This is a genomic window from Rhodococcus sp. BH5 (genome assembly GCF_027583855.1).
In the GTDB taxonomy this organism is placed as follows: Bacteria; Actinomycetota; Actinomycetes; order Mycobacteriales; family Mycobacteriaceae; genus Rhodococcus_F; species Rhodococcus_F qingshengii.
The window spans coordinates 295,151-321,142 of sequence record NZ_JAJHVW010000003.1 but is presented as its reverse complement, the minus strand read 5'-3'; the positions used below and the strand labels follow the sequence as shown (position 1 = coordinate 321,142).

At 61.6% G+C, this 25,992-nt stretch carries 27 protein-coding genes; 15 read left to right on the top strand and 12 right to left on the bottom strand.

Annotated elements, in window-relative coordinates; translation table 11 throughout:
- The first annotated feature begins 149 nt into the window (after positions 1–149).
- The 3 genes from mbp1 to RhoBH5_RS10510 all read left to right on the top strand — a co-directional run bounded on the left by mbp1 (position 150) and on the right by RhoBH5_RS10510 (position 3,054).
- Positions 150–386 (top strand): microaggregate-binding protein 1, encoded by a 237-nt coding sequence (mbp1, locus tag RhoBH5_RS10520; RefSeq protein ID WP_003943084.1) that lies wholly within the window; start codon positions 150–152, stop codon positions 384–386.
- A 142-nt stretch (positions 387–528) separates the two neighbouring features.
- Positions 529–2,697 carry a catalase gene (locus RhoBH5_RS10515; protein WP_270008248.1) on the top strand — a complete coding sequence of 723 codons (2,169 nt, stop codon included), beginning with the start codon at positions 529–531 and terminating at the stop codon, positions 2,695–2,697.
- 87 nt (positions 2,698–2,784) lie between these two features.
- Positions 2,785–3,054 (top strand): DUF7218 family protein, encoded by a 270-nt coding sequence (locus RhoBH5_RS10510; RefSeq protein ID WP_118605858.1) that lies wholly within the window; start codon positions 2,785–2,787, stop codon positions 3,052–3,054.
- 57 nt (positions 3,055–3,111) lie between these two features.
- Here RhoBH5_RS10510 and RhoBH5_RS10505 read toward each other — a convergent pair whose 3' ends face one another.
- On the bottom strand, positions 3,112–3,417 hold the full coding sequence (locus tag RhoBH5_RS10505; RefSeq protein WP_007735689.1) for a hypothetical protein: 306 nt from the start codon (positions 3,415–3,417) through the stop codon (positions 3,112–3,114).
- Between the two features lie 160 nt (positions 3,418–3,577).
- Between RhoBH5_RS10505 and RhoBH5_RS10500 the strand changes: the two genes are divergently transcribed.
- Together RhoBH5_RS10500 and RhoBH5_RS10495 are read left to right on the top strand one after the other, a co-directional pair.
- Positions 3,578–4,726 (top strand): glutamate--cysteine ligase 2, encoded by a 1,149-nt coding sequence (locus RhoBH5_RS10500; RefSeq protein WP_007735690.1) that lies wholly within the window; start codon positions 3,578–3,580, stop codon positions 4,724–4,726.
- Between the two features lie 77 nt (positions 4,727–4,803).
- Entirely contained in the window at positions 4,804–5,331 is a 528-nt protein-coding gene (locus tag RhoBH5_RS10495) for a CinA family protein (protein ID WP_054781115.1), read from the top strand.
- A gap of 298 nt (positions 5,332–5,629) precedes the next feature.
- On the opposite strand, the gene RhoBH5_RS10490 is transcribed toward RhoBH5_RS10495, so the two are convergent.
- Entirely contained in the window at positions 5,630–6,481 is an 852-nt protein-coding gene (locus tag RhoBH5_RS10490) for a PHP domain-containing protein (protein ID WP_073512494.1), read from the bottom strand.
- Between the two features lie 38 nt (positions 6,482–6,519).
- Positions 6,520–7,218, bottom strand: coding sequence for a TetR/AcrR family transcriptional regulator (locus RhoBH5_RS10485; RefSeq protein WP_225320187.1), 699 nt, complete (start codon positions 7,216–7,218; stop codon positions 6,520–6,522).
- Between the two features lie 219 nt (positions 7,219–7,437).
- Between RhoBH5_RS10485 and RhoBH5_RS10480 the strand changes: the two genes are divergently transcribed.
- Genes RhoBH5_RS10480 through RhoBH5_RS10470 form a run of 3 tightly spaced genes read left to right on the top strand, consistent with a single transcriptional unit; the run spans position 7,438 to position 10,939 of the window.
- On the top strand, positions 7,438–8,808 hold the full coding sequence (locus tag RhoBH5_RS10480; protein ID WP_270008247.1) for an MFS transporter: 1,371 nt from the start codon (positions 7,438–7,440) through the stop codon (positions 8,806–8,808).
- Between the two features lie 14 nt (positions 8,809–8,822).
- The gene (locus tag RhoBH5_RS10475; protein WP_270008246.1) at positions 8,823–9,287 is read left to right on the top strand and encodes a MaoC family dehydratase; all 465 of its coding nucleotides are present in this window, start codon (positions 8,823–8,825) and stop codon (positions 9,285–9,287) included.
- A complete protein-coding gene (locus RhoBH5_RS10470) occupies positions 9,284–10,939 on the top strand; it encodes an AMP-binding protein (RefSeq protein WP_231915209.1) in 1,656 nt (551 codons plus the stop codon). The genes RhoBH5_RS10475 and RhoBH5_RS10470 overlap by 4 nt, the downstream gene beginning before the upstream one ends.
- A gap of 7 nt (positions 10,940–10,946) precedes the next feature.
- Here RhoBH5_RS10470 and RhoBH5_RS10465 read toward each other — a convergent pair whose 3' ends face one another.
- The 3 genes from RhoBH5_RS10465 to RhoBH5_RS10455 form a co-directional block, all read right to left on the bottom strand.
- On the bottom strand, positions 10,947–11,309 hold the full coding sequence (locus tag RhoBH5_RS10465) for a hypothetical protein (RefSeq protein ID WP_225320185.1): 363 nt from the start codon (positions 11,307–11,309) through the stop codon (positions 10,947–10,949).
- An 88-nt stretch (positions 11,310–11,397) separates the two neighbouring features.
- Positions 11,398–11,835, bottom strand: coding sequence for a hypothetical protein (locus tag RhoBH5_RS10460; RefSeq protein WP_058226793.1), 438 nt, complete (start codon positions 11,833–11,835; stop codon positions 11,398–11,400).
- Positions 11,832–12,557: a TetR/AcrR family transcriptional regulator gene (locus tag RhoBH5_RS10455; RefSeq protein WP_007735703.1), complete on the bottom strand. Its 726-nt coding sequence runs from the start codon at positions 12,555–12,557 to the stop codon at positions 11,832–11,834. The genes RhoBH5_RS10460 and RhoBH5_RS10455 overlap by 4 nt, the downstream gene beginning before the upstream one ends.
- A gap of 100 nt (positions 12,558–12,657) precedes the next feature.
- Here RhoBH5_RS10455 and RhoBH5_RS10450 point away from each other — a divergent pair, with 100 nt between their 5' ends.
- Complete coding sequence (locus tag RhoBH5_RS10450) at positions 12,658–13,035, top strand: VOC family protein (RefSeq protein WP_003943112.1); 378 nt, start codon at positions 12,658–12,660, stop codon at positions 13,033–13,035.
- Here the strand turns inward: RhoBH5_RS10450 and RhoBH5_RS10445 are convergent.
- Complete coding sequence (locus RhoBH5_RS10445) at positions 13,023–14,639, bottom strand: AraC family transcriptional regulator (protein ID WP_270008245.1); 1,617 nt, start codon at positions 14,637–14,639, stop codon at positions 13,023–13,025. The two genes, RhoBH5_RS10450 and RhoBH5_RS10445, sit on opposite strands and share 13 nt — an antisense overlap.
- A gap of 105 nt (positions 14,640–14,744) precedes the next feature.
- Here RhoBH5_RS10445 and fepB point away from each other — a divergent pair, with 105 nt between their 5' ends.
- Genes fepB through RhoBH5_RS10420 form a run of 5 tightly spaced genes read left to right on the top strand, consistent with a single transcriptional unit; the run spans position 14,745 to position 19,598 of the window.
- Positions 14,745–15,758, top strand: coding sequence for a Fe2+-enterobactin ABC transporter substrate-binding protein (gene fepB / locus RhoBH5_RS10440; protein WP_270008244.1), 1,014 nt, complete (start codon positions 14,745–14,747; stop codon positions 15,756–15,758).
- Entirely contained in the window at positions 15,751–16,833 is a 1,083-nt protein-coding gene (locus RhoBH5_RS10435; RefSeq protein ID WP_442972455.1) for a FecCD family ABC transporter permease, read from the top strand. The genes fepB and RhoBH5_RS10435 overlap by 8 nt, the downstream gene beginning before the upstream one ends.
- Positions 16,830–17,885 carry a FecCD family ABC transporter permease gene (locus tag RhoBH5_RS10430; RefSeq protein ID WP_270008242.1) on the top strand — a complete coding sequence of 352 codons (1,056 nt, stop codon included), beginning with the start codon at positions 16,830–16,832 and terminating at the stop codon, positions 17,883–17,885. Before RhoBH5_RS10435 ends, RhoBH5_RS10430 begins: the two co-directional genes overlap by 4 nt.
- Before the next feature lie 24 nt (positions 17,886–17,909).
- Positions 17,910–18,734 (top strand): ABC transporter ATP-binding protein, encoded by an 825-nt coding sequence (locus tag RhoBH5_RS10425; RefSeq protein ID WP_007735712.1) that lies wholly within the window; start codon positions 17,910–17,912, stop codon positions 18,732–18,734.
- A 21-nt stretch (positions 18,735–18,755) separates the two neighbouring features.
- The gene (locus RhoBH5_RS10420; RefSeq protein WP_042448187.1) at positions 18,756–19,598 is read left to right on the top strand and encodes a siderophore-interacting protein; all 843 of its coding nucleotides are present in this window, start codon (positions 18,756–18,758) and stop codon (positions 19,596–19,598) included.
- Between the two features lie 5 nt (positions 19,599–19,603).
- On the opposite strand, the gene RhoBH5_RS10415 is transcribed toward RhoBH5_RS10420, so the two are convergent.
- From RhoBH5_RS10415 to RhoBH5_RS10405, 3 genes are all read right to left on the bottom strand, one after another.
- Positions 19,604–20,734: a winged helix DNA-binding domain-containing protein gene (locus RhoBH5_RS10415; RefSeq protein ID WP_245361509.1), complete on the bottom strand. Its 1,131-nt coding sequence runs from the start codon at positions 20,732–20,734 to the stop codon at positions 19,604–19,606.
- Positions 20,735–20,796: 62 nt separating this feature from the next.
- Positions 20,797–21,444 carry a histidine phosphatase family protein gene (locus RhoBH5_RS10410; protein ID WP_270008241.1) on the bottom strand — a complete coding sequence of 216 codons (648 nt, stop codon included), beginning with the start codon at positions 21,442–21,444 and terminating at the stop codon, positions 20,797–20,799.
- A 14-nt stretch (positions 21,445–21,458) separates the two neighbouring features.
- Entirely contained in the window at positions 21,459–22,865 is a 1,407-nt protein-coding gene (locus RhoBH5_RS10405; RefSeq protein WP_270008240.1) for an FAD-binding oxidoreductase, read from the bottom strand.
- A 140-nt stretch (positions 22,866–23,005) separates the two neighbouring features.
- Between RhoBH5_RS10405 and RhoBH5_RS10400 the strand changes: the two genes are divergently transcribed.
- Complete coding sequence (locus tag RhoBH5_RS10400) at positions 23,006–23,905, top strand: LysR family transcriptional regulator (RefSeq protein WP_270008239.1); 900 nt, start codon at positions 23,006–23,008, stop codon at positions 23,903–23,905.
- Positions 23,906–23,927: 22 nt separating this feature from the next.
- Here the strand turns inward: RhoBH5_RS10400 and RhoBH5_RS10395 are convergent, their stop codons facing one another.
- Both RhoBH5_RS10395 and RhoBH5_RS10390 read right to left on the bottom strand, forming a co-directional pair.
- Entirely contained in the window at positions 23,928–25,007 is a 1,080-nt protein-coding gene (locus RhoBH5_RS10395; protein ID WP_270008238.1) for a helix-turn-helix domain-containing protein, read from the bottom strand.
- Positions 25,008–25,016: 9 nt separating this feature from the next.
- Positions 25,017–25,988 carry an alpha/beta hydrolase gene (locus tag RhoBH5_RS10390; RefSeq protein WP_030537407.1) on the bottom strand — a complete coding sequence of 324 codons (972 nt, stop codon included), beginning with the start codon at positions 25,986–25,988 and terminating at the stop codon, positions 25,017–25,019.
- Positions 25,989–25,992 lie beyond the last annotated feature (4 nt).

The following is a 25,992-nucleotide window of genomic DNA, read 5'->3' as shown; positions in this document are numbered from 1 at the left end:
ACTCCCCTCGGTGGCCGCTTCTTGTACGCGTTGCGGCGTGTCGGTGCACGGATGTTTATGCGAATTTCGATGGGGTAGGGCCTTCTGTGGGGGATTCCTACCTGTGTGGGATTCCTGAGCAACAATCCGAAACGTATTGGAGGGTCAACGTGCCAGATGACAAGAGCGGTCCCAGCGAGGGAATCAAAGGCGTCGTAGAGGACGTCAAGGGTAAGGCCAAGGAAGCCGTGGGTGCGGTTTCCGGAAACGACAGTTTGACCCGAGAGGGCCGCGCCCAGCAGGACAAGGCCGAAAGCCAGCGAGAAGTCGCGAAGAAAGAGGCAGAAGCCGAGAAGGCTCGCGCAGAAGCGGCCGCGGACGAAGCGCGACAGAAGTCCGAGCAATAGCCCTGACGCACTCGTCACCCTCGGCCTGGGATTGATCCCAGCCGGGGGTGAGTCGTGGCTCCGCGTTCAGTTTGAAATCTCTACTTACATAAGGCGTAACAAGATTCTTGCGCCCAGCATGACGATCAAGAGGAGCTGTTCGATGCCTTCATCTCAGTCCGTCCCAGGTGCACCGGCCCCGAAAGCGCCGGACCTGAAAGAGCCGGTCAAGCCTCGACAGCCGTTGCCGCCCAAGGATGACCAGCGGCAGCCGGAGGTGCGTACCGTCGCGGGTGCCGAGGAGAAGGTGAAGGGAAATGGTCGCGGCCAGCGGGGGGAGTACCTCACCACCGCAACCGGTACACGTCTCTACGAGACCGACCACTCACTCACTGCCGGCGAGCGCGGCCCGACTCTTCTTCAAGACCACCACCTGCGTGAGAAGATCACACACTTCGATCACGAGCGAATTCCGGAGCGCGTCGTCCACGCCCGCGGGGCGGCTGCACACGGAACGTTCCTGGCGAATGGCGCGGCCGAAAACATCTGTAAAGCATCGGTGTTCGCTTCCGGTGCTCGAACCCCGGTGTTCGTGCGGTTCTCGACGGTGCTGGGTTCACGAGGTTCGGCGGACACCGTACGCGACACACGCGGTTTCGCCACCAAGTTCTACACCGACGAAGGTGTCTTCGACCTGGTGGGCAACAACATCCCGGTGTTCTTCATCCAGGACGGCATCAAATTCCCGGACATCATCCATGCCGCGAAGCCCCACCCGGACCGCGAGATCCCGCAGGCGCAGAGCGCGCACGACACATTCTGGGATTTCGTGTCGCTGCACACCGAGGCCACGGCGCACACATTGTGGAACATGTCCGATCGCGGCATCCCGCGCTCCTATCGCATGATGGAGGGCTTCGGTATTCACACGTTCAGGCTCGTGAATGCCGACGGCGAGACGAATCTGGTGAAATTCCACTGGAAGCCGGCCGCCGGAGTGCATTCACTCGTGTGGGAGGAAGCGCAGATCGCCGGCGGTGTGGATCCGGATTTCCATCGACGCGATCTTGCCGACGCCATCGAGGCGGGCGCATATCCGTCCTGGGATCTGGGCGTGCAGGTGTTCCCTGATACCGAAGACGAAATGTTCGAAGGCATAGATCTATTGGATCCCACCAAGATCGTGCCCGAAGAACTCGCGCCGGTTCAGGTCATCGGAACGATGACACTCGACGCCAATCCGACGAACTTCTTCGCCGAGACCGAGCAGGTTGCATTCCATCCGGGTCACTTGGTTCCGGGTGTCGACATCACCAACGATCGTCTCCTGCAGGCACGTTTGTTCTCGTACCTCGACACCCAGATCACGCGACTCGGTGGCCCCAATTTCGATCAGATCCCGATCAACCGGCCTCACGCGCCTGTCAACGACATGCTTCGCGACGGCTTTCATCAGGACGGTGTACATACCGGAGTTGCGCCGTACCATCCCAATTCGTTGGACGGTGGGTGCCCGTTCTTGGCCTCGGCGGAGAGCGCGGCCTATATCGAGGTGCCCGAAGAAGTTTCAGGGCGAAAGGTGAGGCAGGCGCCGGCATCGTTCGACGATCACTTCTCGCAAGCTCGACTCTTCTATCGCAGTCTCTCCTCTGTTGAGCAGGAGCACGTCGCGCAGGCGTATACCTTCGAATTGGGTAAGTGCTACGAGGAGAACATCAAGACCCGGAATCTGGGCATCTTGGCGAATATCGACGCGGGTCTCGTGTCGATCGTCGCAGGGGGGCTTGGCCTTCCGGTTCCCGAACCGACCGAGCCGTTGAGTGATCCGGAGCTCAGCCCTGCACTGTCCCAGGTTGGTGCGGAATGGCCGGTAGACGGAAGGATCATCGCACTACTGGTCGATGAGAACTCCGATCTCGAAACGGTTGTCGCCGTTCGAGACAAGATCTTCGACGCCGGCATGGTGCCGCTGATCCTCGGCCCGCACGGCGGAACCATCGGGGACGGTGACGACGCGGTGACGGTGCAGCGAACGTACCTCACAGCTCGTTCGATCGAATTCGATGCAATCCTGCTGAGCGGCGACGTTTCTCGGATCGGTGAGGGCAAGTTGGATCCACGGGTGGAGACTCTGCTGAACGAAATGTATCGTCACAGCAAGGCAATTGGTGGTTGGGGAGAGAGCATGAGTGCGCTGGCTGCGGCCGGTATCGACGAGTCTGCATTGGGAGTCGTCGTCGATGCAGACGCGGAAGGAGCGCTCGCCTCGCTGGCTCAGCTTCTGAAGACGCACCGTGTGTGGGGGCGTTTCGAGGTGCCGCCTACATCCTGAGTGCCGACGTACGTTCGAACCTGCGGTGTGGCCGAATTGCCAGTTCGGCCACACCGTCGGAGTGAAGACGAGTGAAGGGACGAAACAGTGGCTCGCAAGGACTCACAACCTCAACTCAAGGATCAAGAACTCTACGAAGAGCTACGCGAGAAGGGCGATTCCAAGGAGAAGGCGGCCCGAATCTCCAATGCGGCCGCCAATCGAGGGCGGTCGAATGTCGCCAAGTCCGGCGGACAATCCTCGCCATACGAGGAGTGGACAGTCGACGAGCTGAAGAAACGTGCCGAGGAACTCGATCTGCACGGCTATTCGAAGCTGAACAAGGGTGAGCTGATCGAGCAGCTCCGCACTCACTGAGCTGTGTTCTGCTCGAGTCGTATTCTGCTTGAGCAGAATACGACTCGAGCGGTCGGTTCAGTGCCCTTCTTGATCGAAGAGTTCCTGACCTTCCAGTCGTTTGACCCGTCGGTGTTCCATCAAGATGGCCAGTGTTCCGACGATGAAGGACACCACACACACGACGCCGGCAATGACTGCCCAACCACGAAATCCGTAACCTGCTGCCACCAAGGTCAATCCGAGTGTTGCCAGGCCCAGCCCGATCAGCAGGTATCCGGGATAGTTGCGACCGTCGCTGATTGCCTCCCCTACGTGCGATCGATTTGTGTGTTCGTCATCTACCGGTGAACTTTCGCTCGCGTTTGTCACGGCACACTCCATCCTGAGCTCATGAAGACTTGCGATTCTTCGCTCGTCGTCGGTTCACAGGGCAACTACCCGATCGGTGACTGGATGAAACGGTTGGAGTAGTGCCGAAAGGGGTAGAAGGTCGTACGCTCGAAGAATCGGATGTGGATGAAAACCGGTGCGAGGAAGCCCTATGAACGCGAAGCCGACTCCCGACATATTCTCGGTAGGTACACCGACTCTCGGTGTCGAAGAGGAGTTCTTGCTCTGCGATCCGCAGACTGGACATCCCACTCTGCGCAACTCCGAGGTTGCTGCCGCCGGGCGGGAACTCGGTATCTCGCTGCAACTCGAACTCACGCGCTGTCAGGTGGAGACGTCTACGTCGATCGGAAACCATATTCGTGATCTTCGTGATCAACTCTGTGAGTCGCGTGCCGTCACCGCCGACGCCGCTGCCCGTGTGGGTTGTCAACTCATCGCAGTCGGGACGCCGTTCTACGATCCGCCGGTGGACGAGATCACTCAAACGTCGCGATACCAGCGAATGGCCGGTCAATTCAGAGCGATCACCGAAGGTGTTATGTGTGGTTGCCACATTCATGTCGGTGTGGAAGATCGAGAACGATCGGTCCAGATCATCAACCATCTGCGCCCATGGTTACCGACCTTGTTGGCACTGACGGCGAACTCTCCGATCAGCGCCGGTCGCGATACCGGTTATGCGAGTTGGCGTTACGTTCTGTTCGGCCGATGGCCCAGTTCGGGTCCGCCGCCCTACTTCGAGTCCGTGGCGCACTACGAAGATGCTGTTGCAGCAATGCTGGAGACAGGGGTCATTCTCGATCCACACATGGTCTATTGGGATGTGCGCATGTCGGATCACCTTCCCACCGTGGAGATTCGGATCAGCGACGTGCCCGCCACCGTGGAGGAGACGATGACTCTGGCCACACTGGTGCAGGCACTCGTCGGTACCGCATCCGCCGCGATCACGAAAGGTGAAGCAGCGCCTGCTGTCGATCACGAGCTACTCCGCGCGGCTTGCTGGCGGGCGGCGCGTGACGGACTCGACGGGAGGTCGCTGGACGTGGAATCCGTGCGCTTGCTGACTGCACACCAGGCGGTTCGGCAATTGGTGGATCACGTCGAACCTGCGTTGACTGCATTCGGAGAATTCGAGCAGGTCACGGCCTCCTTGGACAAGGTGTTCAGCAACGGAAACGGGGCGATCGTGCAGCGCCGTCAACTCACGCGTCGGTCACGTGTAGCTGATGTGATCGACGAGTGCGCTCGACGCACTTTCGAAGGGTGCAGTTCGCAAGGGGGCAGTGAGCTGTAAGGCACGGTTGGAATGGGCATTCGAGAACTTTCAGTGTCTTGTCGCAGTCACCGATCGGACTGCAGGAGGAGGAACATATGAATGGCGATCCACGACCCGAGCTTCCGTCGGACAAGGATCTCGACGATATGTGCAGGCAATTGGCTGCGGCAGTAGAGGAACACGGTCTGTCGGTGGCGACGGCGGAATCGTTGACTGCCGGGAACATCGCCGCACATCTGGGAAAGGCGCCGGACGCCGGATCGTGGTTTTGTGGTGGGATCGTCGCGTACACCCGCGAGGTGAAACATTCCGTACTTCATGTTCCGGACGGGCCAGTGGTCTGCGAAGAGGCAGCCAGGGTCATGGCGCACAGCACCGCCACACTGATGGGTGCGTCGCTAACGCTGGCCGTCACCGGTGAAGCCGGTCCTGATACCCAGGAGAACGTTCGACCCGGAACTGTGTGGTTCGGAGTCGTCGACCATGGGACCGCCGAAACGGAGAAGCAGGTTTTCTCGGGCGACCCCGAAGCTGTCCTCGGTGCAACTGTCGAGCACGCGATCCAACTACTTCTGCGTCACGCATCCGGTCGCCACACACCGAGTTCGAGAGTTGTGAACTAGTCGAGTTTTCAACTCTTCGAACGGTTCTTCTTGTGACGACCTGTGTGTTTCGCAGGCGCCTGCGCGGTTGGAACCAGATGACCGTCGGCCGTGTATTTTTCGACTACGAGGTTCTTGCTGACTCCTCGGTTCGCATCCACTGCGCAAGTGATTGCTTCCTTGTCGGAATTGAAAGGTTCCTCGGTCGAAGAGCCGTCGGGCATCGTGATTTTGTACCGATCCATACATCGACTATTGCGGGTTGATCCGTCTCCGACAACCCGAGTTCACGGAAATATCGGTCTGGGAGTCAGGCGGATCAGCGGGTCCAATACTCTTCGGGACGTTGACCCGGACGGAATCCGTAGTGCGCGAGCATCGCGGTCGCTTCCGGAAAATTGGCTGCCAGAGCTTCGGGCACATGTGCATCGCTGCCGAATGTCACCGCTTTACCTCCCTCTTCGCCCCACCATTGGGGTATCCAGGGCAACAGCCGACGGGTGTTCATCTCGAGGATCCGGTCGCTGTCGGCGATGGCGCGCATCGCATTTCGGAATCCCTCTTCGAATCGACGGGGATCGAAAGGTCCGGCACTTTCGATCGGCCATGCACGCACCGCGTAGTCGATATGGGCGAACACCTCGAAGGTCCGAGAGCCAGCCACCATACGCGGGATCTCATCGAGGTATGCCCACATGACTTCGTCGGCACTCCACTTTCGAAACAGAGTGTTCGGTTCACTCCGATCGTCGCCGACTTCGAGCGTGTGCAAGGAACCCAATACCCGGTCGATGACACCGAGATCAAGGAGGTGCGACGCCTGCGCTTCGTGCAGGTGCGGTTGTCCGAACTCGACGCCGGTGAGTATCCGCAATTCAGGAAAACGGTGTCGGCATCGTTCGATGCTGTCGAGATAGCCGTCGACGTCGAGGATCGGTGCGCGGACATAGCCGTCGGTGCTCAGCAGGTGATGTTGATGGGGCATCAGATCTGCGGCGGTTGTGCGCCACCGAGCATCGAAGTCGAGATGCTCGGTGAACACCAACGCCGGCAATCCGATTGCTTCGGCACGCGCGCAAGTCTGTTGCATTCGTCCGGATGCGTGCGACAGCGGTCCGCCGGTGTCCCACGACCACTCGCTGTGAACATGACTGTCCGCGGGTAGTTGCATGTTCAGTTCGTACCAGAGCCGGGAGTTTCGAGGGGCGGTTAAAGCTCGGACTGTCGCGCGAATTCGCTCTGTGCAGTGGTTCCCCAGATCTCGGAGGACTGAGTCTCGGGCTCGCTGTCCAGCTTTCGGACGTCGTGAATGAACTCCACACCGTGCAGTTCGTCGGACGGAACCGACAGAAGCTTGCACGTGGTGCTGACGAAGAATCGCTGGACATCTTCCAACTCGAGACGCCCACCGGGCCGGTACCAATGCGCGACCCCGGTACACATCTCGAGTATCGCGAGTCGGCTCAATGCCAGATCTTCGATGTCGAAGGCGCCCACGCGTTGTCCGCGTTCGAGGATCTGTCCGAAAAGTTGCTCGTACTCGTCGCGCAGGGTCTGCAACTCGATGCGGTTGTCTCCGGTCAACCCGCGCATCTCGTACTCGGCGACGCGGGCAGTCAGTTGGTTGACGGCGGTAATGCCGACGTGTGACGACACCAGGCCGGCGAGCTGGACTACGGGATCGGCGCTTCGGCGCATTGCCCGCTCTCCCGACTGCGTCAGCTCGTCGAGGCAAGACCGAATGATCGAGGCCAACAGTGACTCTTTGCTGCCGACGTAGTGGTAGAGCGTTGCCGAGTTGATGCCGGCTTCGGCTCCGAGCTCACGAATGCCGGTGGCGGCGAATCCTTTCGTCGCGAACAGCGTGACTGCCGCCCGTTGAACGCGCCCCAGGTCCATGATCCTCATTTCGGTTGGTTGCCCAATCATGCTAGCATCGCCGCCGAAATCGACCGGCTGTCAATCAGTCGATTGATAGCTGTTTGTGTACTGGCAAATTGCATCTCAACTAATCAATCGATCGATTGAAATACGCTTGACTGTGCCCTGGGTCACTGCATAGTCTCCTTGTCGAGCCTCCCTCTCGGTGCGAGAGCTAACAGGGCACTCCATACAAGGAGCAATGACATGAACGACGCGAATCCCCCATCTCCCGCAACTGTCGACAGGCCTGCCCTGCGGCGTGTGGCCGGATCGGTTCTGGTCGGCACCACGATCGAGTGGTACGACTTTCAGGTCTACGGCGCCTCCGCCGCGTTGGTCTTTGCGCCGCTGTTCTTTTCGGGCGCAGACCCCGCGCTGGCGACAATTCTTTCCTTCGCCACCTTCGCTGTCGGCTTCCTGGCGCGGCCACTCGGCGGTGTTGTGATGGGCCACTTCGGCGACCGCATCGGACGCAAGAAGGTCTTGGTGCTCGCACTTCTCTTGATGGGAGCAGCGACGTTCCTGGTCGGCGTCCTTCCGACCTCCGCCCAGATCGGTGTGTGGGCCCCGATTCTTCTCGTATTGCTGAGACTGATTCAGGGCTTCGGCGTCGGGGGTGAGTGGGGCGGTGCAGTTCTGACTGCTGTGGAATACGCACCCAAGAACCGCCGCGGTTTCTACGGCAGTATGCCGCAGGTCGGTGTGCCTGCTGGCCTTCTGCTGGCGACGGCCGTCATGTTCGGCACCAAGGCGCTCACCGGGGACCAATTCCTGGTGTGGGGGTGGAGAATTCCCTTCCTGCTGAGTATCGCGTTGGTCGCCGTCGGGCTTTACATTCGCACCGCGTTGGAAGAGACTCCCGCATTCGCTCGCGTGAAGCAGCAGAACACTGCGGTCAAGATTCCGATGGTCGACGCGTTCAAGAACTACCCTCGTCAAATCATTCTTGCCGCAGGTTCGATGATCAGCACGGGCGCTTACTTCTACATCCTCAACACCTACAGCCTGACCTACGCCGATCAGTTCGATCTGCTGTCCGGAAACCTCATGCTCGGAGCGGTCATGGTGTCCGCGCTCGTTGCAGTCATCTTCATTCCGATCTTCGGTCAACTGTCCGAAAGATTCGGCCGACGCCGGATCCTGATGGTCGGCATCACCGGCATGGGAGTGTGGGTCTTCGTTGCATTCGCCGCGATAGATACCGGCAACTTCTGGATCACCACCGGCGCATTGGCAGTCGGCGCATTCATGCTCAGCATCTCGTACGGGCCGCAGGCGACGTTCATCGCGGAACTGTTCGACGCACGGGTGCGGTACAGCGCAGCGTCCATCGCTTTTCAGATCGGGGTGCTCTTGGGTGGTGCAATCGCGCCGATGGTTGCCGCCATGTTGGTTCGCGCAACCGGCGGATCGTTTGCGGTCGCTGTGTATATCGCTGCCCTGTCGGTTATTTCGCTGATCAGCGTCTACTTCGTCCGTGACACCGACCTCGACGAAGGAAGTCGCGACATGTACATCGATGACAACGGGGCGTATCTGCCGCCGGTCGATCAACGCTCCACGGTTGTCAACTAATAGAGGAAACTTCAATGATCACAAAGAGTTTCGAAGAGATCTCTGTCGGAGACATTGCGGTGACGGACCCGCGGGTCGTCACCGAAGACTATGTGCGAAGTTTCGCCGACCTCACCTGGGACCGCCATCCTCTTCACCTCGACCCCGACTACGCGCAGCAGACGCGCTTCGGTCGCCAGATCGCCCACGGTGCTCTCATGTTGTCCACCTTGCTCGGTCTGGTGGAGTTGGACCCCCGCTACCTGCAGTGCTTCTACGGGCTCGATCAGGTCAGATTCCACCGGCCGACTTACCTCGGCGACTCGGTGCATGCGGTGTCGGAAGTGCTGTCGGTGCGCCCTCGCTCGGACGGTGAGACCGCGATCGTGACGTCGAAAGGCTCACTCGTCAACCAAGACGGAGACCTTGTCTTATCCGGCGAATTCTCATTCCTGGTAGGCGAGACCCATTCCCTCGACCTCGAAGTGGGTGCTCGGTGAGTTCTCGGCGGCATATGTCATGGTGGCAGGACCTCGAAGCAGAACACTTCGAATGGGCTGTGCCAGAGCACTTCAACATTGCGCACGCATGTGTCGATGTACAGAATCCCGATGATCTGGCCCTCGTCGTAGACACCGGTGGGCACTGGGCGCGGTACACATTCGGTGAAGTCGCCACGATGAGCCGAAAGTTCGCGACCGTGCTCGCGGATCTCGGCCTGGTCTCGGGCGATCGCGTCGGTGTGATGGTCCCACAGGGAATCGAGGTTCTGGCGACACATCTGGGCGCCTTCCGATCCGGAATGGTCACCGTTCCACTTTCGGTCAAGTTCGGATCGGATGCGTTAGTACATCGGATGCGTGACTCCGGCGCGAAAGTTCTTGTGGTCGAGAAGGACTGCTATGAAAGAGTTGCCGACGGAATCGGTGAGATACCGGGTCTCGAAGCCGTAATCGTGGTCGGAAGGCTCGATCGGCTCTCCGATTCGACGCCCGTGCAAATCCTCGATTTCCACAGCCTCGTCGACGATGCCGCAGAAAGTAGTGAACTGGTAGCCACGGGCCCCGATTCACATGCCATCATCATCTACACCTCAGGGACGACCGGGAATCCGAAAGGCGCGCTCCACGGGCACCGAATTCTCCTGGCGCACATGCCCGGTATGCGGACGGCGTTCGACAATGCTCCGCAGCTGGGAGACGTCTTCTGGACGCCGGCAGACTGGGCCTGGATCGGTGGTTTGTTCGACGTACTGTTCCCCGCACTTGCGTTGGGGTGCCCCGTAGTTGCGACGCCCGACAAATTCACGCCTTCGCGTGCGGTCGAGATTCTGAGCCGTCACAAGGTGACGGGCGCCTTCATTCCTCCCACTGCCCTCAAGCAGATGCGAAGCATCGGCATCGACAAGACTGCTGCGCGTGGTATTCAGCTGCGGGCATTGGGAACCGGTGGTGAGGCACTCGGTGACGCGCTGCAAGCCTGGGTTGCGAGCACTCTCGGCGTAGCTGTCAACGAGTTCTACGGGCAGACGGAAATGAATCTGACCATCGGGACTTCGCGTTCGAAGTGGAACCCCGCCAGCGGTTCGATGGGTCGGGCCTTTCCCGGCTTCGAAATCGCCCTACTCGATCCGCTCGGCGAGCCGGTCGAGATTGGTGAGGTAGGCGAGATCTGTGTAAAGGCAGGCAATCCCGGACAGTTCCTCGGATATTGGAACCAGCCGTCGAAGACCGATGAAAAGGTGTACGACGGTTGGATTCACACCGGTGATCTGGGTCGGACTGATGACGCCGGGAACTTCTGGTACCAGGGACGTGCCGATGACGTCATTTCGTCCGCGGGGTACCGAATCGGCCCCGGAGAGATCGAAGAGTGCCTGCTCTCGCACGACGAGGTAGCCATGGCAGGTGTCATCGGTGTTCCGGATCCGTTGCGCGGCGAAGCGGTTCACGCTTTTGTCGTACTGTCCGAGGGGTCGAACTCCTCGGAGGAGCTCCGTCAGGAGTTGCAGACCCACGTGAAAAGTCGCCTTGCTTTCTACCAGTACCCCAGGGAGATCACGTTCATCGACAGCTTGCCGCTCACCACTACCGGCAAGATCCTCCGACGTGAACTCCGAGTGCTGGCCACCTCCGCGAACGGACTCGGCTAGCAGAGGGCTACATGTTGGGTAGGACCACCACGAAGAACCAGCCGCTCAGTGCCAGACCGATGAATCCGGTGAAGAGGCCGACTATTGCATCCCATGGCAGCTGGCGGGCATTCGAGAGCAGATGCCCGCCAGACTTCTTCGGGTGACGTCGGAGCGCGAAGATTCCTGTTGTGATCGCGCCGACGCCCAGCAGGATGCCGAAGCCGAAAGCCCAGAACAGGAGTACCGACAGCGCGCCGAGCATCTCAGACCGCTCACTCCAGCGTGCGATGCGCTGTGTTTCGGTGGGCGGAGGCCACTTGTGTGAAGGCGAGAGAGCTGCTCCGAAACGGCGGGTGTGGTGACGAATTGACTGGTCGCTGAGAAACATTGTCCACCACGCCTGGAGTTGAGTCGATGTGCCGCTGGTATCTACTCGTCTACCCCGTCTTCGCAGATATATGCCGCCGATTTCGAGGCTAGGTGCTTGCCGCTTCTTCCCAGGAGTTTCCGTTCCACACGATGGAGATGGGGTATTCGTTGTTGACCCCGTTTTCCCAGTAGTCGATGACGCCGTGGCGCTCCGATTCGAGTTCGATCCAGCCGATGCTGAATCCCCCTCGAAGTACGCGTTGAGCCCGGCGGTCGATCTTGTCCAGGGAACTGCAGAGTCCTCGCACGCGGGAGTCGATCCAGCCCGCAGAGGCATCAAGAACGGTGATCTCGACGATGCTCGCGTCGCTCAGCGGAATCTCGATGAGAAGCTCGCCGGAATCTCGTACCTCTCGGGTCGATCGATTCTCGTAGGCGTGCAACAGCTCTCGCGGTTCGAACACCGAAGGGTCGCCGTCGGACCGTCGAGACCAACCGAAACGCTGCACGGACACATTGTCTCCCACGAATTGCAGGAATGTCATTCGATGTGAATGAGGCCGTCCAGGGCGTCCAGTACCCGGTCCAGCCCGAACTCCCAGGCCGCCTCGGGGCTGTACGGGGAGTTCTTGGCCTCGCCGGCCGCCCCTCCGACTCGCTGCGCCAGCGGGAAGTCGTCGCCGAGATAAGCAGCCAGACGCTGGTTCCAGGACGACCACACCTCGGCCATGTCGGCTGCTCGGGGGTCAGGGCGCCGCGCTTGCGCCGAGGATCGGGCGAAGTCGGCGACAAATGTCAGGGCGGAGTCCCGGTCGATGTCGCTCAGTCCCGTGCCGTCGAAGGCGTGAAGTTCGTGGTCGTACTTCGCGATAGTTCCCGGACCCAACGCGGAGCGCTGATCGGAGATGTCCAGGAGCCACCAATGCTCCGTATAGAGGGCAAGTTCTTCCTCGGCGACCCGACGCACACGTTGGCGCCAGGTCATGTTCCCGTACGGCAGGAGTGGGCTGTGTCCGTGTACGGCGTCGACCATGAGCACCAGCAGATCGTCGCGGGATCCGACGTGGGTGTACACCGCCATGCCCGAGATTCCGAGTTCGGCGGCCAATCGGCGGACCGTCACGGCGTCGAGGCCGTCGGTATTCGCGACGGAGATCGCGACGTCGACCGCCTGTGAGGTGGTGACCTTCGCTCGCGGGCCGCGGGTGCCACCCTTCGGTGCGAGGGGGTGATCGCGCCAGAGCAGGTCGATCAGTTCGCGTGCCATCAGTCGTCTCCAGAAATCGGGAATACCTCAACGGTGGTATACCTTATACGGTGCATACTGTATGCACTGCATAAAGTTTATCGATCATGGGAGGCCCACGATGAAAATCACCAGCACTGCTCTGTCCTTGAACGTCGCCGACACCGACGCATCGGCAGACTTCGCGAAAACCCATTTCGGTTTCACCGAGGCCATGGCCGATGACGGCTTCGTTTCCCTGAATCATCCGGATGCCGGGGTCAACGTGGTCTTCCTGCGCACCGGGCTCGGGACGTTCAAGCCCGACTTCGTCGCAGGTCCGGCCGGTCAAGGCTTGCTCATTGCATTCGTGGTCGACGATGTCGACGCCGAGTTCGCCCGCATCGCTGCTGAAGGTGCCTCCGTCGTCACCGAACCGGAGACTGAACCGTGGGGTGAGCGTTACTGCCAGTTCGTCGACCCCAACGGAATCGTGTGGCAACTCGTTCAGTGGGTGTGAAGAACCCGAGCGCTCGGCTCCGCGGCGCGCGGCACAGAACGTAACCAGAGGGCGCGTTCGACGGACTGGGCTTGGAAGCGCTGCGGTGAGATCCCGTGCGCAGTGCGAAACGCTCGGCTGAATGCGGGCAGGTGCGCGTAACCCAGGTTCCTCGACACCGTGCCGGGTGCAACCCCGAGTTGGAGTTGGGTGCGTGCCTGGGTCATCCGTGAAAGCGATCGCCACTGCGGATACGTGGTGCCGGTTTCGATACGGAACTCCCGGCGCAGCCTGGCCGCGTCGGTACCGAACTCTTGCGCCCACTCGTCCAGAGTGCGAGGGTCGGCCGGCCGGGCGGCGATCGTCGCTGCCAGTCGTGTGGCAATCGAATCGGCGGGCGAGGTGTTCGAAACCGGTTGTGCAAGAGGGCCGGTGGCGATGATGTCGAATGCTGCGGAACTGTCGTGGCCGTGCGGGCGCAAGGGCGTGTATGCGGCGACGAAAGTGTGCAGCAATGCCAACTCGTCAGCGGGGGAGAACTGCACGGTCTCGAGGGCGTCGGCAGATACGGTCGACCCGTTCGAGGAACGGAAGCCGAGCGGCAGAAGCAGTGAACCAGTCGGAACCGTGACGGTATTGAGGACGCCTGCAGGAAGAATCATGGCCTTTCCGGTGCACAGTTCCCAACTGCGGTCCGCGACGTCCACCCGGGCTTGGCCTCGGTAGACCCACACGGCGACGTGGGCGCCGTTGACGCGCGGCCACGTCGCATTGGCCGGTATCGGCGGCGCTGTTTCCCCGGGCTGCCTGGGCTCTGCGAGCATGCGGACCAATGCTTGATCGTTGTCGGTGTCCACGCTGCGATCGGTTGGACCGGAGAGGGCCCGGCGGCGATAGTCGCTCGGGCTCTCTCCCATCTGGGACCGGAACGCGCGCGTGAATCCGCTGCCCGTTTCGAAGCCGACTTCGTTTGCAATCCAACCGATCTCGCGGTCCTGCTTCAGGTACTCCAACGACGCGGCGATCCGAGCTCGAAGCCGCCAGCGCGTGAAGGTGAGGCCGGTTTCTTCCACGAAGTACCGCTGGAGCGTTCGAATGCTGATCCCGGCACGCTTCGCGAATTGTGCCTCGGTGTCGTCGGTGCCAGGTGTTCGCAACAGGGCGTGCGCGATCTCGAACGCTTCCCGTGATTGCGGCAATTGCGGCAGCGAGGTGGCCCCGTCGTCGGCCCGGGTAATCATTTCGAACAAGGACGACGGGTGTGCAGCGTCGCCGCGCAGATAGCCCAGGTTGTGAACGAACTCGTGGATCAGTCTGTCTTCCCATCCGGGCGGAACGCGCAGACGCGTCACGGTAGCCGGCCCGGCGCTGACGCCGTTCGAGGGCGGAAGCAGGATGGGAAACGCGACGGAATCCGAGTCCGTCTCCATCGAATATCGCACGCCCGCCGGGATCCACAACAACTCGCCTGCCGGCACCTCGTAGACGGTCGATCCGGTCCTGACGCGTCCACTGCCTGCGAGAACCCAGAACAACAGGGGTGAGCGGCCGATGCTTGGCTCGGTGCGGCAGGCGCGGATCGGCCCCAAGTCGATTGCGTCCGACCTTCCCGATAGTGGTAACACGTTGGCGCTCCTGGACAACCCTTGGGACTTAAGTATGGCTAACTTTACCTCTGCCGACTGCGTTCGCAGCGGCGCACTCTCGTATCTTCAGAAAGCCACATACTCATGCGCAGATCTCTACGCCCGACGGCGGCAGTACTCGCCGCGGTCGTCGCCCTCGCTCTTGCCGGCTGCTCGAATTCGTCAGGTAGTGACACCGGAACCGAGGGCGCCCAGGAAACCTCCGGGGCCACCGAGGGCTGGCCGCGCACCGTCGATCACGGCGGCCGCAGTACCGAGATCACTGCAAAGCCGACTCGGATCGTGTCCACCTCGCCGTCGTTGACCGGCACGCTGCTTGCGATCGGAGCGCCGGTGGTCGCGAGTGCGGCGACAACGCCGTCGGGAATGACCGATGACCAGGGGTTTTTCTCCCAGTGGTCGGGCGTGGCGGCTGATCGTGGCGTCGCGGTGCTCTACCGAAATCTCGAGCTGGACCTCGACGCGATCGAGACCTTCGAGCCCGATCTGATCATCGGCTCCGCCAACGGCGGCGACTCGACACTCGATGCCTACTCACAGCTGAGCGACATCGCACCCACTGTTCTTCTCGACTACGGCGCCAGCTCCTGGGAGGAGCTCGCTGATCAGCTCGGGACTGTCACCGGACTCGAGAGCGAGGCCGCCAAAACCGTCGACGAATACGACAGCTGGGTCACCACCCAAGCCGCGAAGATCAAACTTCCCGAGCAGCCGGTGACGGCACTGGTCTACATGGGTGCCGACGGTGTCTGGACGTTCCGAGCCGACAGCCCGCAGGGCAATCTGCTGGCCTCGCTCGGCTTCACCTATGCCGAGCCCGCCGAGCAGTTTGTCGCTCCGGACAAGCGGGGTGCCTCCGGCGTCGCGATCGTCAGCTCCGAAAACATGTCTGCCGCACTAGACGGGGCGCAGACGCTGTTTGCCGTCTCGATGGGGCCCAAGGACGTGGAGAAGCAACTCGCGGCCGACCCGCTCCTTGCGAATCAACCTGCGGTCAAGGGTGATCGGGTATACGCGATGGGAACGGCAGCCTTCCGTCTCGACTACTTCAGTGCAAAGCAGACGGTCGAGTCGCTGGTGTCCACGTTCGGTGGATGACCGCGTGGGTGTTTCTGTGCAGTCCCGGACCGAAGCGCCACTGCAGTCCCGGACCGAAGCGCCACTGAGGTCCGGGACGGCCGCGCGTGCGGGGTTGTTGGTCCTCGTCTCCATCGTTGTAATCGTGCTGGCATCCGTCGGCGGACTCGTCATCGGCTCACGCAACATCCCCGTCTCCACTGTCCTCGATGCAGTTCTTTCCTACGACGCCGGTAACAACGAGCACCTGATTGTGATCGAATCACGTTTGCCTCGAACAATTCTCGGGCTTGTGGTCGGGGCCGCGCTCGGACTGGCCGGCGCGCTGATGCAGTCGATCACCCGCAACCCTCTAGCCGATCCGGGACTACTCGGTGTGAACGCCGGAGCATCAGCAGCAGTCGTCATTGCGATTGCCTATCTGGGGGTGACTTCGGTCGGCGGCTATCTGTGGTTCGCGCTTGCCGGCGCGGCCGTTGCCTCGGTAGGTGTGTACATGTTGGGGTCGGCGCATCGCAGCGCCGCGACCCCAGCGCGCATGGCGCTTGCCGGTGCCGCTGTTGCGACGGCGATCACGGCTCTCACCAGCATGGTTCTCATAAGCAACGAGGCCGCATTCAATCAGTTCCGATTTTGGGCAGTGGGTTCGTTGCAAGGCCGCGGCGGAGACGTGATCGTCACTGTTCTGCCCTTCGTCATCGTCGGTATCGTGTTGTCGTTGTTGCTGATTCGTCCACTCAACGCAATCGCGCTCGGCGAGGATGTCGCCAAAGGGCTCGGTGCCAGCACCGGACCCGCACGGGTCGGATCCGCTGTCGCAGTCATCCTGCTGGCAGGGGCCGCAACTGCGGCGGCTGGACCGCTCGGATTCGTGGGCCTGGCTGCGCCGCACATCGTGCGCGGCGTCGTCGGGCCGGATCTGCGATTTCTTCTGCCGTGCGTGCTCGTTGTCGCCCCGGCATTTCTGCTCTTGGCCGACGTTCTCGGTCGCGTTGCCACAGCGCCGGGAGATCTGCAGACGGGGATCGCCGTGGCGGTGCTCGGTGGCCCCTTGTTTGTTGCGCTTGTTCGCTCGCGGCGGGTGGCGTCGCTGTGAATGCGATTGCAGCGCAGCCGGTTCCACCGCTGTTCCGCGGTTGGGTGGTTCGAATCGGGTCGTACTCGTGGCGGATAGTTCCGCGAGTGCTGTTCGTAGCCGTGGCAATCAGTGCGGCATTGGCGGCGCTCTCGTTTGCCACGCTGATGTATGGAACCCTGGATCTGTCCTTGGGTGAAGTATGGCGTGCCCTGCACGGCGAAGGCGCCCCAGCGGCGGTTCGGTCCGTCCAGAATCGCAGGCTGCCGCGGCTGATCACGGCGATCGGCGTGGGCGGAAGCCTCGGTGTGGCCGGCGCGGTTTTCCAGACGCTCTCGCGCAATGTTCTCGGCTCGCCGGACATCATCGGTTTCACCACCGGCGCTGCGACTGCAGCCGTGGTTCAGATCGTCTTCTTCGGAGGCGGGGTACTGCAGACCGCGGGCGCCGCTGTTCTCGGCGGCATGCTGACGGCGCTTCTGGTGTACGCGCTGGCACGCAAAGACGGCGTCAGCGGCGGTCTTCGACTTGTCTTGGTCGGTATCAGCGTGGGCGCGATGCTGAGCGCCGTGATGTCGTTCCTGGTGGTGCGTGCGGATATCGACGACGCCACCGTTGTGCAGCAGTGGACGGCCGGCTCGCTGACCGGGCGCGGTTGGCCACACGCGGTCAGTGTTGCGATCGCCGTCGGTGTTCTCGTTCCTGCTCTCGTCGTGGTGTCCCGGCGCGTCACCATGATGGAGATGGGCGACGACGCTGCGTCCTCGCTCGGGATCTCCGTGGAGCGATACCGATTTGCCGGCATTCTGCTTGCGGTCGCGCTCACCGGCGCGGCGACCGCGGCCACCGGCCCCATCGCATTTGTGGCGCTCGCCGCTCCCCAGATCGCACGACGGTTGGCACGGCGCAGCGGTGTTCTTGTCGCGACTTCCTTCCTGCTCGGCGCAGTTCTGCTGGCGGGCGCCGACTTGATCGCGCAAGCGGTCGAGGTCGGTCTCCGCACTCCGGTCGGTCTCGTCACCAGTCTGCTCGGTGGTGCCTATCTGATCTGGCTGCTCGCTCGTCAGGCCTGAAAAAACTCGCTACGAAAGAGATTCATGACTACTGCCACCCCAACATCGCGGCTGCGTGCCGAGAAGATCGAACTACGGTACGCCGATCGAACCATCGTGGACGAGTTGAGTCTCGAGATCCCCGATGGAGGGTTCACCGTCGTCGTCGGACCGAACGGGTGTGGCAAGTCGACATTGTTGCGTGCGCTCGGCAGAATGCTCGCACCTCGATCGGGTCGTGTTGTGCTCGACGGTAACGATATTCGGTCCTATCGAACCAAAGAAGTCGCCCGGCGAATCGCCCTGTTGCCACAGTCCCCGCTCTCTCCTGGAGCGATCAGTGTCGCAGACCTCGTATCCCGCGGCCGATATCCGTATCAGAGCATGCTGCGCCAGTGGTCACCCGAAGACGAGCATGTTGTCTCCGAGGCCCTGAATGAAGTCGGAATGCGATATGCAGCAGACCAATTGGTGGACGAGCTGAGTGGGGGACAACGTCAGCGGGTATGGATCGCCATGACGCTTGCGCAGCGCACCCCGGTGTTGTTGCTCGACGAACCGACCACCTTTCTCGACATCGCACACCAGATCGAGGTTCTCGACCTCTGTTCCCAACTCCACCAGTCCGGTCGAACATTGGTCGCGGTCCTGCACGACCTGAACCTCGCGGCCAGATATGCCACGCACGTAGTTGCCATGCGGTCCGGAAAAATTGTCATGCAGGGCAGTGCCTCGGACGTCTTCACCCCTGAGTTACTGCGCGAAGTCTTCGACCTCGAGGCGCTGGTTCTCGAAGACCCGGAAACCGGACGGCCACTTGTTGTTCCGCGTGATCGAAGACCTGTCAGTCAGCTACCCGTCCACAACTGAACCACCGATCAGGAGATATCAATGACTACCGCATCTCGACCTGAAGAAACTGAAACGTCTGCGTCGGCAAAGGCGCCACGCGGAGAAGACCACGACCGCGGTCTCAACGACGTGGTTGCCGTCGTCGAACGCGTCGAACGGCCGACCGAGAGCATCTTGCGCATCGCCGTCCAGTTGACTTCGTCGGCGGACGACCCGAATTGGTTGCGGCCCAACGTCGCATTTCGCATCCAGCTCGGTCCACAGTACGGCGACGTCTCTCGCGTCTACACGGTGCGCACCTGCAACGCGCCGAGCAGTTCGATGACCTTCGACGTAGTGCTGCACGGCCACACCAGCCCGATGATGAGGTGGGCCGCCGACCTGCGTGTGGGTGACACGTTCTCACTCACCGGTCCTCGCCCGCACTTCCTCGTTCCCGAGATCGCCGGGCGCCGCGTCGCACTGTTCGCCGACGACACCGCGATACCTGCCCTCTATTCGATTCTGCTTCAGTGGCCCGAGGGACTGACCGGCGTCGGCTGGGTCGCCACCGGTGACGCCGAGGCTTTCGCGGAACTACCCGTGATCCCCGGCCTCGAGCTGCACCATGTCGAAGATGGCCTCGCCGAGTACGCCGTCGAACTCGAAAACCCAGGAGACTACGCGGTGTGGGGTGCCGGGGAACGGGACGAGATGCGAGCCATTCGAGCGCATTTCCGCAAGACAGTCGGCCTGGCGAAGGACGATGTAGTTGTCTTCGGGTACTGGAAGCGAGGGGTCAGCACTACCGAGATAGATCAGAACCGACTTCGGAACTACACGAGCATCCTCGAAAACGGCGGCACGCTCGCAGACATCGACGATCTGGCAATCGGTATCTGACGCTATCACCGGGAACTAGTGCCGGCGGGAGGTTCGGGAACGTCGTGCCTCATCGCCTGTGAGACGTACCCCGTGCCGATTCTGACGCCGCCCAGCCACTCGGTGAGGCGCGCCGCCTCGGCATCGAGAGAACGTCGCGCAGACGCTGACACGGTCTCGAGCAATCGGACGTGCACCACACCGGTTTCGTCTTGGATCCAGCACCCCACGACGCGACCGTCGACCCAAGCGGTGGCGCCGGCATTACCGCGGGTGTCGAAGAGTTGGTTGCGGTGCGGGCCGAGGTAGAAGTCACGGTTCTTCCACCCCATGACCGTCGGGTCGAGCACCGGTAGGAGTGCCACCCAAGGACCTGGATCAGGCACCGTGGCGACGTCATCGGGTAGCAACCAGCCGGTGTCGCCTCCGTCGAGTGAGACTGCAACGGCGTCGAGTTCGGCGAGGGCGGCCCGGACGACCGTCTTCGTCGAGCCCAGCCACCAGACGATGTCGTCTTCCGTGCCCGGTCCGAAGGTGTAGAGCCAACGGCGGACCATTTCTCGATAGCCGTCTGCAGATTCGAGATCGAAGGGGGCGTCGTCGAGCCAGTGTCGAGTGAGAGTCCACAGTGGGCGTGAGACGGGGAAGCGGGCGGTGTTGGTGCCGCGCATGATGTCTGCGGTCGCCCCGAGATGCGTGAGAACCCTGGGTGCCGACCAGATTTCACCTGCCGAACCCTCGACCTTGACGTCGATCATCGGCACGGCCTGACGAATCTCTACCGCTGAAAGCCCTTCAGGCCTATCGGTGAGCAACTTCAGCACTTCCGTCCGTGCGCGATCGAGCCAGTCGTTGCCGTCGACGGCGAGTCCGGCCTTGACGACATCCTTGGCCATTCGTGCCCGCTCGGTGTTCGCGACGCGGGCGGACGCACTCGACCACGCGGCCGGCAGCAAGTCGCGGGGAAAGGTGAAGAGTGTGCGGCGCATTGCCAATTGCTTCACGAGACTGCGTTGGTCGTACAGGGCGCGGTCGACGTCGGCGGCGTCCACGGACCGAACCCTCGCCCAGCAAGACAGATAGACCGTCGCTGACTCGGTGGCGTGCAGTACCGTCATCGCCCGCGTGGCAGCTTCCGGCGAATCGACGTGAAACATTGGCTCCAGCGCATGACGTACTCCTATGCGAGCACGGCGTTCGTCGTCGGAGACATGGCGCATCAGGCCATCGTGCCACAGTCCAGGTGCGTCGTATCAGCTAGTTGCACGAGGGTTCGGTTGCGCCAGTAGTCGTCGTGTCGGAGATGTGTGATTGCACCCGGGGTGGTCGCGAAGGTCGCAAATCCTGCGGCGTCGACGGGAATCTGTAGCCAGGCGGAGACGACGAATGTGTGTGCAAAGCCGTGGGTTACGACGATGTGATCGTGATCGTGATCGAGATCGTCCATCAGTTCGCGCATGCATTCGTGAACCCTTGCTGCGATGTCGCGGCGGGTCTCGGCACCGGCAACGGGGCCACGGTGATCGAGGCGGTTGTTGTCAGGGGCCGGGACCTGCCGCTGGGCCAGCCACGAGTTCGGGCGTCCTTCGGCTTCTCCGAAGCTGATTTCGCGCAATCGAGTGTCTGTTGTCGCCGGAGCATCGAGTGTCCGGGCGATGATCGTGGATGTCTCGGTGCACCGTTCGAGGTCGGACGAGGTGATGCGGACCGCGCGCGAAGTTCCGGTGCGTCGTCGTTTCAGCGCTTCGGCGATCAAACCTGCATCGCGCCGACCAGCGGGGGTGAGAACCGAATTGTGCCAACCGCCGACTACGTCCTGCGCTGTGTGTTCGGCATGAGGATGAGTGACGACGTAAAGATCCTGCACGAGACCCCTTTTGCTTACCCGACTTTTTCCGGCAACAGTATTCCAGGGTTGAGGATTCCACGGGGATCCCAGGACGATTTGATCAACTGCATTGCGGCGATGTCGGTTTCAGTGCGCCCCAGCGATATCCACGGCGACTTCGCGCGGCCTATCCCGTGCTCGGCGCTGATGCTTCCATGGTGGGCGGCGACGAGTCGGAACACCATATCGGTCAGTTCGTGTGCGACCCTCGGCTCGGCATCCAGAAGGTTCACATGAATGTTTCCGTCGGCGAAGTGCCCGAACAGGATTGGTCGCACGAGGGGGAATCGTTGTGCCAGGCTTTCTCGGAGGTTGTCGATGAACATTCCCATCACGGACAAGGGGACGGAGATGTCGAGCTTGACTACCGGCGTCGTCGACGACGCGCTGATGCTTTCGGTATGGCTTTCCCGCAGAGTCCACAGTTTTCGAGCGGGCCCAGGCTCGACCGTCGCGTCCTCGATGAGGTCGGCAGAGTCGGAGAGTACTTCGAGGAGCGACTCTTCCGTCTCGCGCGGTGATGACACCTCGATGAGTGTGTACATCGGTGAAGGGGTGCCGAACGGGCGACGGGCATCGGTGTGTGCGCAGACAAGGGAGATGCCGTCGTCAGTCATGATTTCGGCGGCTTCGACGGTCAATCCGCTCTGACGCACGCGATTACACAAATGAAGCGCTTGATCGACGTCGCGCACACCTGCGAGCACGACCTGGGTGTCGGTCGCCGGGGTGACCAGCTTCATCAGGACCTTGGTGATGACTGCGAGCGTTCCCTCGCTGCCGGCAAGAAGCCCTGGAATATCGTATCCGACATTGTCTTTGACGAGTGGAGTCCATCTACTCAGCACCGAACCGTCCGCGAGCACGGCTTCGATACCGAGTATCTGTGCGCGCGTATTTCCGTATCGGACCATGCGCGTCCCACCGGCGTTGGTTGCGACGATGCCGCCGAGTGTCGCGGATTCCTTTGATGCCAAATCGATTCCGAAGCGGAGACCGTGTGCCGATGCGGCCAGGTCGGCGCGAGCAACGGTCACGCCGGCGCCGGCTGCGATTGTCCGACCGATGGGGTCGACGGCTTCGATCGTCTCCAGACGTCTGGTACTCAGCACCACGGACCCAGTCGAGGCGATTCCACCACCGACCAGTCCGGTGTTGCCGCCTTGCGGTGTGACGGGAACCCCCGCGTCGAAGCATGCTCGAAGAACCGCAGACACTTCGGAGGTGTTGCCGGGGCGGATGACCGCGATCGCGTCGCCGATCCAACGTCCCGTCCAGTCACGTGTGTAGCCCTCGATCAGTTCGGGATCGGTAAGCACATGCGTGTGGCCGACGACCTCTGCGAGGGCGTCGATAAGCCTCGCGTCTGTTGCAGGTTCAGTGAGTGCTCGGGGATTCATGTGCAACCTTGTGATCGTTCGGGTGACAATTTTCGGGAGACAGACGGTGGATCAACGTGAACTCGATCCTCCGACCTCAGGTGATGCCGTGTCCAAGACCAAGTAGTGACACCACCATCTGTTTTTCTTATAATCGCCGTATGAACCTGCAGCGTGCCCGTTATCTGATCGCTCTGTCGGATCATGGGAGCTTCACTCGAGCCGCTGCGAACGTCCACGTCGCGCAATCGGCCCTCAGTCAACAGATCAAGGTTCTCGAGCGCGAACTCGGAGTTCCGCTGGTGGATCGTCGGGGTCCGCAGTTCACCTTCACGGAAGCCGGCAAGGTGGCGGTACGAGAGGCGCGCTTTTTGATCGGGTGTGCGGACCGGGCTGTCGAACGAATTCGGTTGGCCGCGCGCGGTGTGGACGGAGAACTGCGCATCGCGTACACCCGTTCGTGGGCGGGCGGCGCAGTCGCGGATCTGGTCAGCACCTATCGAAGGCTCTACCCGGGCGTCGAAGTTGTCGTTCATCGTGGCACTTCGGCGCAGACTGTCGACCTCGTCCGAAACGGAGCCGTCGACATCGCGGTTGTTCGCCCGCCGCTCGATGAAGATGATCGAGAACTTCCCCTGATCGTCCTCGATACCGAACCTATCCTGGTCGCTGTTCCCGTGGATCATCCGTTCGGAGATCGAGCGACGCTCGAACTCGGAGATCTGGTGGACGTCCCCGTTGTGTTCTGGCCGGAGGCCAACGCCCCGGGGATGTATTTGCGTACGCTCGAACAACTTTGGCCAAACGGGGCGCCCAGCATCGTTCGATTCGAGGCCGACGACGAGCAGGTGCTGCATGCCGTCTCGGACGGGGTGGGTATTGCGCCGATCCCCCAGGGCAGAGCGCGGATGCTCCGCATCCCGGGTGTCCATCTATGTGAGATCGCCGGTGAGCAACCAACTCTCGACGTGGCAGTGACCTACCGCCCGGATAATCCGAATCCGGCGCTTGCGCCGTTTGTTGCGCTCGCTCAACGCGAAAGATCGTCAACCACTGCGTAGTGCCTGTGATGCGCGGTGGGTCCTATCCGCCATCGAGGACCAGCATCATGGCCGTTGCGCGTGCTCGGTTCTCGATGGCGTCGACGTGGAATCCGACGTGCTGGGACAGTTTCGCCAATCGGTGCGCGACGCTGCTGTGGTGAAGATGCATGGAATCGGCTGCGGCCCTCAAGGTTCCGGACTGCAGGTATGACCTCAAGGTTTCGAGTAGTTCTAATCCCTGTTTGGTGTCGCCGATCTCTTCGGCACGAACCAGATCCGGTATTCGCGAGTGATCGATGTGTGGTCCCGGCGCCAGGAGGTTGAGGGCGCCGAGATTGTCGGCGTTCACGATCGGTGTTGTTGCCGACGCCTGTGCTCGAGCGAATCGTGCAGTGCTCAGTATTGTGCTCACTTCGGAAGCGGGAGCAGTCAAAGATATTCCGGCGCGAATGAATGACGACAGCGCGGCCTCGGACAGCTCGGGTGTGGGTGCGAACGAACCCGTCACGAGATTCAGATACTCGCCGTCAGCGTCTATCCCAACGGCTTTGCCAGGTGTGCAATCTGGCGAAATGACAAGGTGTGCAGCACCTTCGGCCGTGCCTGAGACTGCCTTGGTTGCCATTACGCGGACTGGGGTATGGGGTTCGACACCGAGACCGGCGCAGGAGGTGAGCACCGCGAGTTCATCCATCGGGAACAACAGATTTCGAGTGTGCTCGGCTTCGGTAGGCAGGCGTCGCGGTTGCAGAATTATCGCTGCGGTCAGGGCCATCCGGTCGACGAGCATTTCGTCGAGTGGCAAGCTGGCCCCGGGTCGTTCGATCCATACCGTTCCGAGAACCTCGTCGTCTACGGCAATGTTTCTGGTCATGCTCGGTGGGAGCTGAGGATCGGGTGACCATCGGCCGCGCGGATCGCAACGGCGCAAATTCTTCTTGCTTCTGCCGCGCTCGACGATCTCGATACCCACGACGCAGTCCGCCAACTGCGCGCTCGCACGAAGCAAAGACGCGGTGTCGGAGCCGTGCCGCACGAGGGCGTCGAAGTAATCGATGACACGTACCAGGCCTGCCGAGTCTGCATCGAGCTCGGCAAGCCGGTACATCAGTCCTTGCATCTCGCAACGCTACGAGACCGGCGAGAGCGAACGCAACCCTCTCCTGAGCGCAGTGAGGGCTTCGGCGGCACCTCTTTCGCTGACCGCGGCGGTCGCGACCAGTGCCGACCCGTGAAAGGTTCCGGGGAAGGAATGCAATTCGACGCTGACTCCCGCTTGCAGCAGCCGAAGGGCGTATTCGATTCCTTCGTCGCGGAGCGGGTCGAGTTCCATGGTGGACAGGTAGGTCGGCGGCAGACCGGTGAGGTCGGTAGCCCGGGACGGCGCAGCGTAAATGGACACGTCAGGATCTTCGGGACCGGAATACGACCCGCCGAGATAGTACTTCCACGACAGGATGGCGTTAGGGCGGTGCCACAAGGGGGTGTCGACGAAGTTCGTCATCGAGACCGTCGCTAGGCGGTCGTCGAGTTCAGGGATTTCGAGGAATTGGAAGGCCACGGGCACAACGCCCTCGTCACGGGCTTTGAGGACAGTGCCTGCGGCCAGTCCACCGCCTGCGCTCTGCCCTCCCACTGCGATGCGGCGTGGATCGACCCCCAGCTCCTCGGCATGGGCGTGGATGTAGAGGAGTGCGGCGTAGCAGTCGTCGACGGGGCCGGGGAAGGGGGTTTCGGGGGCGAGGCGGTACTCCACGTTCGCAACGGCGAATCCGAGTTCCCGCGCCACCTCGACGCAAAATGGATCGCTGGATTCTGCGGTGCCGATTGCGAATCCGCCGCCATGGATCCAGAGCAGAACGGGGACAGGGCCGGCAGTGTTGTCCGGGGTGAAGAAACGAATCGTGACCTCCGGATCGCCGTCCAGGCCGGGTGCCGACAGTTCACGAAGCGTGACTCCGTCGAATGACAGGTCGGCCAACATGGTGCCGACCAGAGCGTCGTAGGTGGCCCGTGCGTTGGGGAGGTCAGCGAAGTCCACCTTCGGGAGCATGGTGAGTGCCGCGGCAAGTTCGGGGTCGAGAGTCGGGAATGTTGTCATGCAC

What these genes read in the sequence shown, in the direction of transcription:
- RhoBH5_RS10415 (WP_245361509.1), bottom strand. Translation starts at nt 20,734, where the DNA reads ATGTTTCACGTCGATTCGCCGGAAGCTGCCACGCGGGCGATGACGGTA.
- RhoBH5_RS10475 (WP_270008246.1), top strand. Translation starts at nt 8,823, where the DNA reads ATGATCACAAAGAGTTTCGAAGAGATCTCTGTCGGAGACATTGCGGTG.
- RhoBH5_RS10515 (WP_270008248.1), top strand. Translation starts at nt 529, where the DNA reads ATGCCTTCATCTCAGTCCGTCCCAGGTGCACCGGCCCCGAAAGCGCCG.
- RhoBH5_RS10425 (WP_007735712.1), top strand. Translation starts at nt 17,910, where the DNA reads ATGACTACTGCCACCCCAACATCGCGGCTGCGTGCCGAGAAGATCGAA.
- RhoBH5_RS10485 (WP_225320187.1), bottom strand. Translation starts at nt 7,218, where the DNA reads ATGAGGATCATGGACCTGGGGCGCGTTCAACGGGCGGCAGTCACGCTG.
- RhoBH5_RS10395 (WP_270008238.1), bottom strand. Translation starts at nt 25,007, where the DNA reads ATGCAAGGACTGATGTACCGGCTTGCCGAGCTCGATGCAGACTCGGCA.
- RhoBH5_RS10465 (WP_225320185.1), bottom strand. Translation starts at nt 11,309, where the DNA reads ATGTTTCTCAGCGACCAGTCAATTCGTCACCACACCCGCCGTTTCGGA.
- RhoBH5_RS10420 (WP_042448187.1), top strand. Translation starts at nt 18,756, where the DNA reads ATGACTACCGCATCTCGACCTGAAGAAACTGAAACGTCTGCGTCGGCA.
- RhoBH5_RS10455 (WP_007735703.1), bottom strand. Translation starts at nt 12,557, where the DNA reads ATGGCACGCGAACTGATCGACCTGCTCTGGCGCGATCACCCCCTCGCA.
- RhoBH5_RS10390 (WP_030537407.1), bottom strand. Translation starts at nt 25,988, where the DNA reads ATGACAACATTCCCGACTCTCGACCCCGAACTTGCCGCGGCACTCACC.
- RhoBH5_RS10480 (WP_270008247.1), top strand. Translation starts at nt 7,438, where the DNA reads ATGAACGACGCGAATCCCCCATCTCCCGCAACTGTCGACAGGCCTGCC.
- fepB (WP_270008244.1), top strand. Translation starts at nt 14,745, where the DNA reads ATGCGCAGATCTCTACGCCCGACGGCGGCAGTACTCGCCGCGGTCGTC.
- RhoBH5_RS10405 (WP_270008240.1), bottom strand. Translation starts at nt 22,865, where the DNA reads ATGAATCCCCGAGCACTCACTGAACCTGCAACAGACGCGAGGCTTATC.
- RhoBH5_RS10505 (WP_007735689.1), bottom strand. Translation starts at nt 3,417, where the DNA reads ATGGAGTGTGCCGTGACAAACGCGAGCGAAAGTTCACCGGTAGATGAC.
- RhoBH5_RS10450 (WP_003943112.1), top strand. Translation starts at nt 12,658, where the DNA reads ATGAAAATCACCAGCACTGCTCTGTCCTTGAACGTCGCCGACACCGAC.
- RhoBH5_RS10460 (WP_058226793.1), bottom strand. Translation starts at nt 11,835, where the DNA reads ATGACATTCCTGCAATTCGTGGGAGACAATGTGTCCGTGCAGCGTTTC.
- RhoBH5_RS10490 (WP_073512494.1), bottom strand. Translation starts at nt 6,481, where the DNA reads ATGCAACTACCCGCGGACAGTCATGTTCACAGCGAGTGGTCGTGGGAC.
- RhoBH5_RS10400 (WP_270008239.1), top strand. Translation starts at nt 23,006, where the DNA reads ATGAACCTGCAGCGTGCCCGTTATCTGATCGCTCTGTCGGATCATGGG.
- RhoBH5_RS10500 (WP_007735690.1), top strand. Translation starts at nt 3,578, where the DNA reads ATGAACGCGAAGCCGACTCCCGACATATTCTCGGTAGGTACACCGACT.
- RhoBH5_RS10495 (WP_054781115.1), top strand. Translation starts at nt 4,804, where the DNA reads ATGAATGGCGATCCACGACCCGAGCTTCCGTCGGACAAGGATCTCGAC.